This is a genomic window from Anaerosoma tenue, from assembly GCF_023161965.1.
GTDB classification, from domain to species: Bacteria; Actinomycetota; Coriobacteriia; order Anaerosomatales; family Anaerosomataceae; genus Anaerosoma; species Anaerosoma tenue.
The window spans coordinates 15,275-28,346 of record NZ_JALNTY010000003.1 but is presented as its reverse complement, the minus strand read 5'-3'; the positions used below and the strand labels follow the sequence as shown (position 1 = coordinate 28,346).

The 13,072-nt window shown below is 68.3% G+C and carries 12 protein-coding genes; 10 read left to right on the top strand and 2 right to left on the bottom strand.

Annotated features, from left to right (window positions below; translation table 11 throughout):
* The first annotated feature begins 103 nt into the window (after positions 1-103).
* The 8 genes from MSB02_RS07780 to MSB02_RS07745 all read left to right on the top strand — a co-directional run bounded on the left by MSB02_RS07780 (position 104) and on the right by MSB02_RS07745 (position 6,998).
* On the top strand, positions 104-1,030 hold the full coding sequence (locus MSB02_RS07780) for an ABC transporter ATP-binding protein (RefSeq protein WP_267194671.1): 927 nt from the start codon (positions 104-106) through the stop codon (positions 1,028-1,030).
* Positions 1,027-1,824 carry an ABC transporter permease subunit gene (locus tag MSB02_RS07775; RefSeq protein WP_267194670.1) on the top strand — a complete coding sequence of 266 codons (798 nt, stop codon included), beginning with the start codon at positions 1,027-1,029 and terminating at the stop codon, positions 1,822-1,824. The genes MSB02_RS07780 and MSB02_RS07775 overlap by 4 nt, the downstream gene beginning before the upstream one ends.
* A gap of 19 nt (positions 1,825-1,843) precedes the next feature.
* Positions 1,844-2,107: a heavy-metal-associated domain-containing protein gene (locus MSB02_RS07770; RefSeq protein ID WP_267194669.1), complete on the top strand. Its 264-nt coding sequence runs from the start codon at positions 1,844-1,846 to the stop codon at positions 2,105-2,107.
* Between the two features lie 18 nt (positions 2,108-2,125).
* Positions 2,126-4,225, top strand: a complete 2,100-nt coding sequence (locus MSB02_RS07765; protein WP_267194668.1) for a heavy metal translocating P-type ATPase — start codon at positions 2,126-2,128, stop codon at positions 4,223-4,225.
* A 92-nt stretch (positions 4,226-4,317) separates the two neighbouring features.
* Positions 4,318-4,659 carry a hypothetical protein gene (locus MSB02_RS07760; protein WP_267194667.1) on the top strand — a complete coding sequence of 114 codons (342 nt, stop codon included), beginning with the start codon at positions 4,318-4,320 and terminating at the stop codon, positions 4,657-4,659.
* Positions 4,660-4,668: 9 nt separating this feature from the next.
* Positions 4,669-6,027, top strand: a complete 1,359-nt coding sequence (locus tag MSB02_RS07755; protein ID WP_267194666.1) for an ABC1 kinase family protein — start codon at positions 4,669-4,671, stop codon at positions 6,025-6,027.
* A gap of 60 nt (positions 6,028-6,087) precedes the next feature.
* Complete coding sequence (locus tag MSB02_RS07750) at positions 6,088-6,510, top strand: hypothetical protein (protein ID WP_267194665.1); 423 nt, start codon at positions 6,088-6,090, stop codon at positions 6,508-6,510.
* Positions 6,510-6,998, top strand: coding sequence for a hypothetical protein (locus MSB02_RS07745; RefSeq protein ID WP_267194664.1), 489 nt, complete (start codon positions 6,510-6,512; stop codon positions 6,996-6,998). Before MSB02_RS07750 ends, MSB02_RS07745 begins: the two co-directional genes overlap by 1 nt.
* Here MSB02_RS07745 and larE read toward each other — a convergent pair.
* Positions 6,928-7,746, bottom strand: coding sequence for an ATP-dependent sacrificial sulfur transferase LarE (gene larE, locus MSB02_RS07740; protein ID WP_267194663.1), 819 nt, complete (start codon positions 7,744-7,746; stop codon positions 6,928-6,930). The genes MSB02_RS07745 and larE overlap by 71 nt on opposite strands.
* Positions 7,747-7,836: 90 nt before the next feature.
* Between larE and acs the strand changes: the two genes are divergently transcribed.
* Both acs and MSB02_RS07730 read left to right on the top strand, forming a co-directional pair.
* The gene (acs, locus tag MSB02_RS07735) at positions 7,837-9,822 is read left to right on the top strand and encodes an acetate--CoA ligase (protein ID WP_267194662.1); all 1,986 of its coding nucleotides are present in this window, start codon (positions 7,837-7,839) and stop codon (positions 9,820-9,822) included.
* A gap of 144 nt (positions 9,823-9,966) precedes the next feature.
* Positions 9,967-10,749 carry an SDR family NAD(P)-dependent oxidoreductase gene (locus MSB02_RS07730; protein ID WP_267194661.1) on the top strand — a complete coding sequence of 261 codons (783 nt, stop codon included), beginning with the start codon at positions 9,967-9,969 and terminating at the stop codon, positions 10,747-10,749.
* A gap of 51 nt (positions 10,750-10,800) precedes the next feature.
* On the opposite strand, the gene MSB02_RS07725 is transcribed toward MSB02_RS07730, so the two are convergent.
* Positions 10,801-13,029 (bottom strand): [protein-PII] uridylyltransferase family protein, encoded by a 2,229-nt coding sequence (locus MSB02_RS07725; RefSeq protein ID WP_267194660.1) that lies wholly within the window; start codon positions 13,027-13,029, stop codon positions 10,801-10,803.
* Positions 13,030-13,072 lie beyond the last annotated feature (43 nt).

Genomic DNA, 13,072 nt, shown 5'->3' with positions numbered 1-13,072 from the left:
CACAACCACGTCGCTCACTCGGTCCCGGAGCGTTAGGATGGTATGCGTCCCATCGCAGGCACGGAGTGCCGCGGTGTGCCGAGGGCCGCAAGGAGGCTGCTGCATGGACGTCATCAGCACGAGTGGGCTCACGAAGTACTACGGCAAGGCGCGGGGTGTCGAGGACCTCACGATGGCCGTCCCGCAGGGCGCGGTCTATGGATTCCTTGGGCCCAACGGCGCGGGCAAGACCACGACCATCAGGTGCCTGCTCGGTATGCTCAAGCCTACGGCGGGATCATCGTCCGTGCTGGGTGAGCGGGTGACCCTCGACGGCGCGGCTCTCAGGCGTCGGATCGGATATGTGGCGGGCGAGGTACGTTTGTACGAGAAGGAGACCGGCCGCTGGCATCTCGATTACGTCGCCGGATTCCGCGGGACCAAAGGCCCGCTCACCGCCGAGTTGCTTGAGCGGTTCGATCTGGACCCGTCGAGGCGGGTCAAGGAGCTGTCGAAGGGCAACAAGCAGAAGCTCGCCCTGATCCTCGGCATGGCACACGATCCCGAGCTGCTCATACTCGACGAGCCCACGAGCGGTCTCGACCCGCTCAACCAGGAGGCGGTGTACTCGGTCATCGAGGAGCGGGTGGCCGCGGGACGCACGGTGTTCCTCTCGAGCCACGTGTTGTCCGAGGTGGAGCGGGTGTGCGACAAGGTCGGCATCATCCGCTCGGGTCGCCTGGTGGCCGAGGAGGGCGTGAAGTCGCTGCTTGGCAAGCGGCTGCGCGAGGTCGAGGTGACGTTCGCCGACCCCGTGGAGGCCTCGCTGCTGGGGGAGCTGCCGGGCGTGGACAGCGTGGTGGCCGTCTCCGACCAGAGCCTGGCGGCGCGCGTGCGTGGCGACGCGATCGACGGCGTGCTCAAGCGCATCGCAAGCCGGAAGGTCAGCGACATCCGTATCCAGCATGCAAGCCTGGAGGACGTGTTCCTGGAGTTCTACCGCAGTGATGATGCAACGCATGCGAACGAAGAGGGAGGGGAGGTCCGATGAGTTGGACGCTGTTGCGGGGCACGCTCCACCAGAACCGCGTGTCCATATTCTGGTTCTCGTTCGGCCTCGTCCTGTACTCCTGGATGATGACCTGGTTCTATCCCGAGATCGGCGGTAACGAGTACGCCGAGCTCGTGGAGACGATGCCGGCCGAGGTGCTGGCGATCTTCGGCGGCACGGAGGTGTCCTTCGCGTCGCTCGGGGGGTACTTCCAGACGGAGTATCTGGGACTCATGTGGATGGTGATCGTCGCGTCGGCGCTGATCATCTACTCCGCCAAGGCGTTCGCCGGTGAGATAGCCGAGGGCACGATGGAATTCGTGCTGTCGCAGCCTGTCTCGCGCGCACGGCTGGCCATTACCCGCATCGCAGTGATGGTGGGGTACTCGCTCGCGCTGGCCGCGGCGAGCTTCGTGCCCATCATGGTGTTCGGGCCCAAGTACGACATCGACCTGCCCTGGGACACGTTCTGGACGCTGTTCGCCTTCGGCCTGCTCTTCATGTTGGCCGTGGGTGGCTTCACGCTCATGTTGTCGGCGATCTTCAGAGGCGCCGGCAAACCCGGTGCCATCGCCGCCGGCGTGCTCGTGGTGTTGTGGATCGCCGACCTCGTATCGAACTTCTCGGAAGCCGCCGAGCTCTTCGACCCGATCAACATCGTGAGCTACTGGCAACCGGGCAAGATCATCAACGGCGACCCGGTGGACGCGGCGGCGTGGTGGCTGTACGGCGGCGTGGCGCTGGTATCCGCCGTGGCGGCAGTGGTCGTGTTCCGGCGCAGGGACGCTGCGTGAGGCGGTGGGCGTGCCGCACATGACGACACGCTCGTTCGACCTGACACGGCTGCTGCCGGGGCCGCGGTACTGCGCCGGGTGCGCCGGGCGGGTGTGCCGGGGGCTCGATGACGTGCCCGGCGTTCTCGAAACGCGCTGCGACCTCGAGGGCGGCACCCTCACCGTGACGTACGATCCTGAGTCCCTTGAGGAGAGGTCGCTCGAGGAGTTGGTGGAACGCCTGGCGCTGGACGAGGCAGGCGTCGTGGGGCACGCGGTCTACCGGCTCGAAGGGCTCGATTGACCTGACTGCGCGCGGACCGTGGCCGCGTCCGTACGGCAGATCCCCGGCGTCGTATCCGCCGACGTCAACTTCGCGAGCGGGCTGCTGCTCATGGAGTACGACCCCGAAGCGGATCCGCGCGGCGCCGCGGTTGCCGCGGTGGTCGGCGCCGGTCACGGTATCGAGGCGGTCGATTCCGAGGGCGGACCGCCGCTCCCGGCTGTCTCGTGGTGGGTGAAGAACCGGACCGAGATCCGCGTGGGCATCGCGTCGATCCTCCTCGTGCTCGGATGGCTTCTCGGGGGTCTAGCGTCGGAAGTACCCTCGGTGGGTGCGTTCGCGCTGGCGATCATCGTCGGTGGCTCACTGGTGTGGCGACGCGCGGTGACGTCGCTCATGGCGCGTACGCTCGACATGAACGTGCTCATGACGCTTGCGGTGAGTGGCGCCGCCGCGCTGGGCGAGTGGGGCGAAGGGGCCACCGTGATCGTCCTGTTTGCGTTGGGCGGCATGCTGGAGTCGCGGTCGGTCGCGCGCACCAGGCGCTCGATCGGGGAGCTCATGTCACTCGCGCCCGAGCGTGCGCGTCTGCGGATGGATGAGGGCGAGATCGAGGTCGCGCCTGCCGATGTGCCTGTGGGGGGCACGATCGTGGTGCGTCCTGGTGAGCGTGTACCGCTGGACGGAGTGGTGGCCGAGGGTGTGTCGGCCTTCGACGAGTCGCCCATCACGGGCGAGTCGCTGCCTGTGGACAAGCGTTCCGGCGACACCGTCTATGCGGGCACGCTCAACACCTCCGGCCTTGTGGCGATCGTGACCACGGCTCCGGCAGCCGAGACCACGATTGCTCGCATCGTCCACCTGGTCGAAGCGGCCCAGGCGAGCCGTGCGCCCGTGCAGCGGTTCGTGGACAGGTTCAGTCGCGTCTACACCCCGATCGTGATGGTCGCGGCGGCGGCGGTCGCCATCGGCGGGCCGTTCCTCGGGGGACTCAGCCCGGGGTGGGTGGGGATCGAGGGGTGGCGCGAATGGGTCTACCGCGCGCTCACGCTCTTGGTGATCTCGTGTCCGTGCGCGCTGGTGGTCTCCACGCCCGTGGCCATCGTCTCCGCGATCGCGCGGGCCACCAGGGACGGCGTGCTGGTGAAGGGGGGCGCCTTCCTCGAACGCGCCGCTCACGTCGGGGTGGTGGCGTTCGACAAGACGGGCACCCTTACCGAGGGGCGCCCGGTGGTGATCGAGACGATCGCGCTGGGCCACGAACCGGTCGAACGGGTGGCATCCCTGGCGGCCGCCGTGGAGGCGCACTCCAATCATCCGCTGGCGGCTGCCGTGACGGCCGCCGCGGCGCCTGCTTCGGAAGCGGTGAGCGGGGTCGTCGAGACGCCCGGGCAGGGCGTGTCCGCGCAGGTGGACGGCGTGCGTGTCTCGGTCGGCAGCGCCGCGTATGCCGGGGAGCTCGGCGTGATGTCGGGCGAGACGGATGCGGGGGCGCTGGCGCTGGAGGAGCGCGGTCTCACCGTGCTCGTCGTGGCGACCGGTGACGGCTCCGACATGCGTGCGATCGGCTTGCTGGGCGTTGCCGATGCGGTGCGCTCCGACGCATCGCGTGCGGTCACGGACCTTCGCCTGGGCGGGGTGGCGCACGTGGTCATGCTCACGGGTGACAACCCCGCCGCGGCAGCTCGCGTAGCGGAGATGACGGGCATCTCCGAGTACCGCGCACGTCTTCTTCCCGAAGGGAAGACCGATGCCGTGGGCGAGCTGCGCGAGGCGTACGGACCGGTCGCGGTGGTGGGCGACGGCATCAACGACGCCCCTGCCCTCGCGAGCGCCGACATCGGCATCGCGATGGGAGCCGCGGCGAGCCAGACCGCGCTGGAGACCGCCGACGTCGCGCTTCTGGGAGACGACCTGTCGGCCCTCCCGCGGTTCATCGGCCTCGGGCGCAGGACGATGCGCATCGTGAGGCAGAACATCGCCCTGTCGCTGGCCGTCAAGGCGGTGTTCCTCGCGCTCGCGATGACGGGTCACGCCACCCTGTGGATGGCGGTCTTCGCCGACACCGGCATCGCTCTCGTGGTGATCGCGAACGGCCTGCGTCTCCTGGGCGGAGCGGCAGCCGCCCGCGGCGAGTAGAGCAACCGGGCGATCCCGGAAGGCGGGTTGCATTACCTCGTAATGCGAGGTACTATTCATTACACAGTATCTAGGTCGACGGGGGGCGTGACATGACGGACGACGTGATGCGGTTCTTCGCAACGTGGCTCTTCACGCATGAGGCCGCGGATGAGGAGATCAAGGCCGCGATCCGGCGGGGCATTGCCGAAGGGCCCGAGGGCATGACGGGTGGACGGGATGCGTTCGTGGACGGCCTCGCGGCGATGGTCGAGGAGGAGAAAGAGAAGCTCAAGCTCGACCTCGAGGCGCGCGCCCGTGGTGAGCAGGTCTCGGAGGAGAAGGAATCCGATCCCGCACTGGACGAGATCCGCTTCGAGGTCGCCGAGCTGCGCGGCCGACTCGACACCATGGAGTCGCTGCTGGAGACCATCCTCCGCAAGCTCGGCGAGTAGGGGTGCGCCATGCCATCCCGTAACGCCGTCATCGTGGGGGTCACGCTCGGCCAGCTGGTACGGCAGCTGCCCTCTGCGCGCTTCGGCCTGGCGCCGGGCCGCGTGAGGCGCGCGGCCTGGGCCCGCGCGTTGCGTCTGTCGTTCGAGCGCCTCGGCCCGGCGTTCGTGAAACTCGGCCAACTCATCTCCGTGAGGCCCGACGAGTTCTCGGCGGAGCTGGTCGCCGAGATGCAGAGCATGCAGGACGCTGTTCCACCCATACCCGCGAGTGCCATCCGCTCGGTCATCCGCAGTGAGTTCGCGGCGGAGCCCGAGGAGTTGTTCGCGTCCTTCGATGACACGCCGCTCGCCGCCGCTTCGATCGCTCAGGTACATCGGGCGACACTCGCCGCACCCTGCCGACCTGTGTGGGGCGACGTGCTTCCGGCGGGCGCCGAGGTCGTGGTGAAGGTCGTGCGCCCGGGGGCGGCCGAGTCCATCAGGGGCGACGTGGCCATAGTGCGCCGGCTGGCTACCCGCCTCGCGGGAACCCGGTTCGCGCGCCGATTCGACCCTGTGGCGCTCGTTGACGAGTTCGCCGAGACGGTGGACCGGGAGCTCGACTTGCGTAAGGAAGGCCGGTTCGCTGACCGATTCGTTTTCGACTTTCGCGACGACGACAAGGTGGTGGCGCCGCGGATCGTGTGGTCGAGGACCACCGCGAAGGTGCTCACCATGGAGTACATCACCGGATGGCGATTGAGTGACCTTGAGACCGCGCGTGCGGCGGGCGTTGACTGCAAAGGTCTTGCGATCCACGGGGCGACGGCGTTCATGCGGCAGGTCTTCGTCTACGGCCGCTATCACGCCGACCTGCATCCCGCGAACATCTTCGTCACCCCCGAGAACACCATCGCGTATCTGGATTTCGGCATCGTCGGCTACCTCACTCCCGAGGAGCGGATGAACATCACGCAGGTGATGGCTGCCCTCGTCTACCGTGACCCGGACAGGGCGCTCAGGTACTCGGAGAAGCTCGGCGTGCATGTGCCACCCGAGCACGTCGAGCCTGTGCGCAAAGGGCTGGGCGAGCTGCTGGATGGCGATGTGCGACCAGACGGCACCCGCGATTTCGCCCACTTCGGGCTTGGGTTCCTCAGGCTGCTGGGGGCGCACGACATCGCGATCCCCGGAGGATACGGCCTGCTCATCAAGTCGCTCGCAACAGTGGAGGGTGTGGCACGCGCCCTCTATCCGGAGATCGACATCGTGTCCACGGCGCAGCCGTTCACCACGCGCATCCTCGGTCGGGCGATGGGCGATCCCGTGCGCGTGCGGGAGCGCATGCCGGCCGCGGTGAGGGCGGCGCTGCGTGTGCTTACCGAGTAGGGGCCGGAGCCGTCGGCGGTGAACTGGTGTCCGGCATGGAGGGGGCAGGGGGAGATGACGATGACTCGATCGGCACAGCTCGGCTGGGGACGTGGAATCCTGTGGGGGCTGGGGGCGGTCATTGCGGGCGGCGTGGTGCCATACGTCCTGCTCATGACGTCGTTGGGCATGGCCATGGCGGTGATCGTCGTGCTGCGCCTGGGCGAGTACGCAGGTGTTGCCGCGTATATGCTCGCTCTTATCGGCGGGCTGGGCGTGTATGCGGGCGTCATACATGCGACGATCAAGATGATCGGTCGCCGCAGGCCTGTTCCATGGTGCGTCTGGCCGGGACTGGCGGTGTCTCCGGTCGTATGGTTGGGATTCGCGACCGTAGGTGACCCTGCCGGGGTCTACGAGCCGGGGATCGCCCTGCCTGCCCTGATCGGACTTACGATCGCCTTCGTGACACTAGGCGAACACCGGTGGACCGCGGTGGCGTGATGACTCGCACGATGCGCACCATCATCGTGGCGCTGGCCGTACCGGTTGTGCTGATAGTGATCGCCGCCGCGTTCCAGTACGTGCTGTACGCGCTGCCGTTCTTCGCGGTCTACTTCCTTCGCATCGAAGACGAGGGCGTGATGGGGGCGGTAGCGTGGTCGGTCTGGGGCGGCGGGCTGGCGACGCTCGGCGTCATCGCGTACGGTCTCGTGCGCCGGGTGGCGCGGTTCGAGCGGAACCGCGCGGGCGTCTGGACCGGTTCGGTCGCGTACCTCGGCGTGGTCATGGCACTCGCGCTCCTCGGACCGTCGATGGACTCGCCGACCGGAGTCCTCGCGTCGACCCAGGTGTTCACCGCCGTCCCGGTACTGCTGGGCATCGCGGTGGCATGGGTCAGGCGGTCGTCGGCCGTGCGCGCTACTCGCTCCGGGGCTCCTCGAGTCCCTCGTCGAGGGAGCCGCTCCGGTACCCGTCGAGATCCTGCGTGACGAACTCGAAGCCCGCCGCGCGCACACCCGCCGCAAGCTGCTCGCGCAGCGCGAAGGCACGCTCCATCTCCGAGGGGTCGACCTCGATCCGGGCGATGTCGCCGTGCGAGCGTACGCGTACCTGCTTGAGCCCCAGTCTCCGTGCGGCAGCCTCCGCGACCGCGACACGGTCGAGGTCCTCCTCGGTGATAGGTGTGCCGTAGGGGAACCGTGTGGCGAGGCACGCGCCTGAGGGCTTGTCCCACGTGGGGAGGCCGAGCTGCTCGGAAAGCGCCCTGATCTCGTCCTTGTGCAGGCCCACATCCAGGAGCGGGCTCACCACACCGAACTCGCTGATCGCGCGCAGCCCGGGGCGGTGTTGTCCCGGGTCGTCGGCGTTGGTCCCGTCGAGCACCCATGAGATGCCTCGCGTGGTGGCGATGGTCCGGAACAGGGAGAACATCTCGGCCTTGCAGTAGTAGCAGCGATCGGGGGGATTCGACTGGAAGCGAGGGTCGGTGAGCTCGTACGTCTCGACCTCGTACGTGTTCAGGCCGAGCGAACGCGCCGTGGCCCGCGCCTCGTCGATCTCGGAGGCGGGATGCACGTCGGAGACGGCGATCACCGCGAGGCACTTCTCGCCGAGCACCACGTGTCCCGTGAAGGCGAGCAAGGTGGAGTCTACGCCGCCAGAGTATGCGACCAGCGCGCTGCCGAGGTTGGCCAGGCGGTTGCGCAGGTCGTCGTACTTTCGGGTGAGTGTGCTCACAAGGTTCCTTACAGCGGGTATGCGTATCGTACACGACAAGAGGGGGGCAGAAGGGGAATACGAATACAAGGCGACCGGGAGGAGCATGGTATGGCCGACGAACTGCATGAGAGCATCGAGCATCACGCGGCGGAGGATCGCAGGTTCCCACCGCCGCAGTCGTTCCTGGAGCGCGCGGTGGTATCGGGGAGTGCCGCGTACGAGGAGTCGTACCGACGCTCGCTCGAAGATCCGGACGGCTTCTGGGGTGATGCTGCCCGGAGCGAGCTCTCGTGGATGACACCGTTTTCCACCGTCCGCTCTGGCGGGTTCGACGAGCTCGACTACCAGTGGTACGCGGACGGCGCCCTGAACGTCTCGGCCAACTGCCTCGACCGGCATCTCGATACCTGGCGCCGCAACAAGGCGGCGCTCATCTGGGAGGGCGACGACGGCAGCACCGCTACGTTCACCTACCAGCAGTTGCATCACATCGTGAGCAAGTTCGCCAACGTGCTCAAGAAGAAGGGCATCGAGCGCGGCGACCGGGTGGCCATCTACCTCCCGATGATCCCCGAGCTGGCGATGGCGATGCTCGCCTGCACGCGCATCGGCGCCATCCACTCGGTCGTGTTCGGCGGCTTCTCTGCGAGTGCGCTCCGCGAGCGCATACAGGACTGCGGCGCCAAGCTGCTCATCACCGCCGACGAGGGCATCCGTGGCGGTCGCAAGGTGGCGCTCAAGGCCGCTGCCGACGAAGCGTTGTTCGAGTGTCCGAGCGTGGACGCCTGCATCGTGGTCAAGCGTGGGGCGGGCGACGTGGACATGGAGCCCGGTCGCGACACGTGGTGGCACCAGGAGATCACCGCACCGGAGGTGCGCCGGCCGTGCCCGCCCGAACCGATGGGAGCAGAGGACCCGCTCTTCATCCTCTACACGTCCGGCTCCACGGGCAAACCCAAGGGCATCCTCCACACCACTGCCGGCTACCTGCTGTACACGCTCATGTCGTTCAAGACGGTCATGGACTACCGCGACGAGGACGTGTACTGGTGCACCGCCGATATCGGGTGGATCACCGGTCACAGCTACATCGTGTACGGGCCGCTTGCGGCAGGGGCCACCACTCTCATGTTCGAGGGCGTGCCCACATATCCCGATCCGGGGCGCTTCTGGGGTGTGGTGGAGAAGTACCGCGTGAACACGTTCTACACGGCGCCGACGGTCATCCGTGCACTGATGCGGCACGGCGCGGGGTGGCCGCAGCGGTACGACCTGTCGTCGCTGAGGCTCCTAGGCACCGTCGGAGAACCGATCAATCCCGAGGTGTGGGAGTGGTATCACGACACGATCGGGCGGAGCGAGCTGCCGATCGTGGACACATACTGGCAGACCGAGACGGGCGGGTTCCTGATCACGCCGTTCCCCGGCGCGACCGAGCTCAAGCCGGGCTCGGCCTCGTGGCCGTTCTACGGCGTCGTGCCCGAGGTGGTGCGCGAGGACGGAAGCCGCGCCGATCCGGGTGAAGGCGGCTATCTCACCGTGAAGGAACCCTGGCCCGGCATGCTGCGCGGCACGTGGAACGACCCTGAGAAGGCTCGGCTGCGGGAGGTCTACTTCAGCCGGTTCCCCGGCCGTTACTTCACCGGCGACGGCGCGCGGGTCGACACCGACGGCGACTACTGGCTGCTTGGCCGGGTGGACGACGTCATCAATGTGAGCGGACACCGTCTGGGCACCGCGGAGATCGAGAGCGCCCTCGTGAGCCACGACAGCGTGAGCGAGGCGGCCGTGGTTGGCTTCCCGCATCCCGTGAAGGGCGAAGGCATCCACGCCTACGTGGTGCTGCGCGACGGCCACTTCCCCTCGGAGGACCTTGCCCGCATCCTCAAGGGACACGTGCGCAAGATCATCGGTCCGATCGCTCAACCCGACGAAGTGCAGTTCGCCCACGACCTGCCCAAGACGCGCTCGGGCAAGATCATGCGCCGCATCCTGCGCAAGATCGCGGCAGGGGAGCGCGAGATGGACGCCTTCGGAGACCTTTCCACGCTCGCGGACCCCAAGGTGGTGAAGGAGCTTCTGGCGGGCATGTGAGCGCGCGATCGTATGGCGGGTGTACCGCCCGCCATACGAGAAGTATCAAACATTGTGACTTGCAGTTACAAACATTCGGCCCCTACAGTGTTGGCTCGGCGGCACTCATCCAGCCGCCCGGAAAACATGGGAAGGGGTCGACTGATGGCATATCCAGTACTTGAGGGCAAGGTCGCGATCGTCACCGGCGCGGGTCAGGGCATGGGCGAAGTGACCGCGCGGCTGTTCGCGGCGTCGGGCGCCAAGGTCGTCGTGGCCGACTTCAACCGGGAGACCGGCTCGAAGGTGGCCGAGGAGATCGTCGCCGACGGTGGTGACGCGACGTTCGTGTATGTGGACATCTCCAAGTCCGCCGAGGTCGAGGCGATGGTCGCGAAGACCGTGGAGACCTATGGCAGGCTCGACGTGGCGGTGAACAACGCGGCCCTCACGCCCGACCAGGGCCTGATATCGGACTTCGACGAGGACTACTACGACCGGCTGATGTCGATCGACCTCAAGGGCACCGCACTGTGCCTCAAGTACGAGCTCCGGCAGCTGATCGCCCAGGGCGACGGCGGGTCGATCGTCAACATCTCGTCGGTGAGCGGCTTCCGGCCGCAGATGACCACGTTCGCGTACACGGCCGCCAAGGCCGGTGTGGTGGGCATGACCAAGACCGCGGCCATGGAGAACGGTCCGCATGACATCAGGGTGAACGCGGTGGCGCCGGGCGCCATCGACACCCCGATGCTGCGGAACGCCCTCACGCAGTTCGGTCTCGACCCCGAGCGCTATGCGCTGCAGATGAGCAACCTGGGCCGCTTCGCCCAGCCGTCGGAAGTGGCCGAGGCGAGCCTCTGGCTGTGTTCCGACGCGTCCTCCTACGTCACCGGCACCACGCTTCACGTTGACGGCGGCTTCGTGGACGCCCCGCCGCTGGTGTAGGGGCCGGCGACGTGCAAGGCAACGGCGGGGTCCCGGCATGGACCCCGCCGTTCAGCGCCCGGACCCGTTGTCGGCGGCGGCCGCGAGGAGGGGCACCAGCACGGTCTCGAGCACGTCGCGTTGCGGCGGGGATCCCATCGCGTCGGTGAGATCGAACACGTCGTCGGCAACGCCCGAGCGCGTGGTGACCACGGCGCGCCGTATGTCGAGCCCGGCGCATTGGATCGCCGAAGCAAGGTCGTGGAGCAGTCCGATGCGGTCGTGAGTGCGGACGTGCACGCTGGAGGAGAACGGGCCGCACGGGCCGAGCGTCACCTTGCACGGTGTGGCATCGGGTACCGGGCGAGGGCGGTAGTGTCTGCGCCGTCCCTCAAGCAGCGACTCGAGACCGGCCCGGCCGCTCAGCGCGTCGGAGAGGTGACGCTCAAGGGCATGCCAGGTGCTCGCGTCCACAGGGGCTCCAGTGGAAGGCGCTACCACGAACATGTCGAGCCCCACGCCACGGTGGGACGTGAAGGCCTCGGCGGCAAGCGTGTCGAGGCCCGAGACCGCCACCGCACCGGCGATCGCCGCAAAGAGCCCCGGTCTGTCGCGGGTGGCGATGTCGAGCAGCCATGTGTCGGGGGCATCACCTGCGCGTACGTCCAGCGCGACCTCCCCGAACACTCCCGGGCCGGACAGGCTCTGGACAAGGCGTCCGTCGCGCAGCACGTGCCCGGGAGTACGCCTGGCGAGGTACCGGAGCGGCGCGGTCTCGATGAATGACAGCACGGCGCGCGAGGCGCCTTCCGCGAGTGCGAGACGCGCCGCCTCGTCGCGGCACGCGTGTGCCATCGAGACGATGCCGGTGCCGTCGATCTCCGGCGAGAGGGCGGCCTCGGTCTTGCGGGCCAGCTCGACCACGAGCGAACGGCGCCATGGCGTCCAGACATCGGGGCCGGTGGCGGTCATGTCAGCCGCGGTCAGCAGGAAGAGCGGCTCCACGAGATCCCGCCTGCCGATCCGCGCCGCCACCTCCAGTACGACGTCCTCGTCGGTCAGGTCGCGACTCGTGGCGACCTCGCCGAGGAGCAGGTGCTCTCGCACGAGCGTCTCCACGATGCGGCATGGATCCGGGGCAAGCCCAAGGCGCCCGGCAGCGGATCCGGCCTCCGCCGCACCGCGCTCCGCGTGGTCCGGTCCCGGCTCGCGCTTGCCGATGTCGTGCGTGAGCGCGGCCACCACAAGCGCCTCGAACGCGTCACCCGGAAGCGCGTCTCCAGCATGCGCCTGGTCGCCGTTGAAGAGCGACACGAGCGTGTGCAGGCTGTGGGCCCCCACCGTGTAGCGGTGCGAGAGGCCCGGGCGGCGCAGCGTCATCAGCGCCGAGAAGCCCGGTACGGCATGGTCGAGCCCGCCGGCGTAGACGGCACGCTCCACGCTCGGGAGGACGCGCGCGCCTTCTCGCGCGGCGCTTACGAGGTCGGCGAGGCCAAGCGGTGCGGGCGGGTCCTCGGCAGTGCTTCGCTTCGTGCGACGGACCGCGTCGCGCGTTGCCAAAAGGATGTGCTGCACCGCCGCCAGCGCGCGCTGCACGGCCTCCGCGTCGATACCGGCCGCCTCCGCGTCGGCCACACCCATGAGGTTTCGTGCCGTGGGCCGATGCAGGTGCAGACGCCAGCGGGCTGCCGTGATCGTGTCCTGGGCCTCCTCGAGCGCGGTGTCGACAGGAACGTTCGTGAGCGGCACGCCGGCTTCGAGCGCCGCGCGCCAGACGAGTTCGTCGATGTCCCGCTGTCCGCCGGCTCCCTCCTTGAGGTCGGGCGCCAGCAGATACGGCGAACCGGTACGGGCGCGCGCTCCGATCTCGTCCAGGAGACGGCGCCGGTCCCGGCGGAGCCGCTTGAACGCGTCGGCCACCACGCGGTGCGCCAGCCGCTCATCGCCCCCGATGAACCGGGCCGTGAGGAATGCGGTCGCCACGGTGAGGTCGGCGCTCACCGCGCGTACCTGTCCGGCGCGCGTGCGTACCTGGTGACCCACATCGACCCCGGTGTCCCAGAGCGGGTAGAGCAGCGTCCGTACGAGCGGCTCCAGGTCACGGGCGTTGCCCTCGGACACGATCAGTAGATCGATGTCCGACCCGGGCAGCAGGCGGCGGGCCCCGTATCCTCCGAGCGCGAAGACTGCGAACGGCGGGCGGGCGTGCGACGGGGCCGCCCCGGCCAGTGCCAGGACGGCCTCATCCGTGAGGTCGGAGAGTTCGCGTGCCGCGGCCGAGCCGGGCACCGCCGTTGCCATGAGGGCCGCCCGGCGGGCGGTGTACCACTGGAGTGGACCGCCC

Bases quoted from the DNA above. Each gene is read 5' to 3' on its own strand.
- MSB02_RS07775 (WP_267194670.1), top strand. From the start codon at position 1,027: ATGAGTTGGACGCTGTTGCGGGGCACGCTCCACCAGAACCGCGTGTCC.
- MSB02_RS07750 (WP_267194665.1), top strand. From the start codon at position 6,088: ATGACTCGATCGGCACAGCTCGGCTGGGGACGTGGAATCCTGTGGGGG.
- MSB02_RS07725 (WP_267194660.1), bottom strand. From the start codon at position 13,029: ATGGCAACGGCGGTGCCCGGCTCGGCCGCGGCACGCGAACTCTCCGAC.
- MSB02_RS07780 (WP_267194671.1), top strand. From the start codon at position 104: ATGGACGTCATCAGCACGAGTGGGCTCACGAAGTACTACGGCAAGGCG.
- acs (WP_267194662.1), top strand. From the start codon at position 7,837: ATGGCCGACGAACTGCATGAGAGCATCGAGCATCACGCGGCGGAGGAT.
- MSB02_RS07745 (WP_267194664.1), top strand. From the start codon at position 6,510: ATGACTCGCACGATGCGCACCATCATCGTGGCGCTGGCCGTACCGGTT.
- MSB02_RS07730 (WP_267194661.1), top strand. From the start codon at position 9,967: ATGGCATATCCAGTACTTGAGGGCAAGGTCGCGATCGTCACCGGCGCG.
- MSB02_RS07770 (WP_267194669.1), top strand. From the start codon at position 1,844: ATGACGACACGCTCGTTCGACCTGACACGGCTGCTGCCGGGGCCGCGG.
- MSB02_RS07760 (WP_267194667.1), top strand. From the start codon at position 4,318: ATGACGGACGACGTGATGCGGTTCTTCGCAACGTGGCTCTTCACGCAT.
- MSB02_RS07755 (WP_267194666.1), top strand. From the start codon at position 4,669: ATGCCATCCCGTAACGCCGTCATCGTGGGGGTCACGCTCGGCCAGCTG.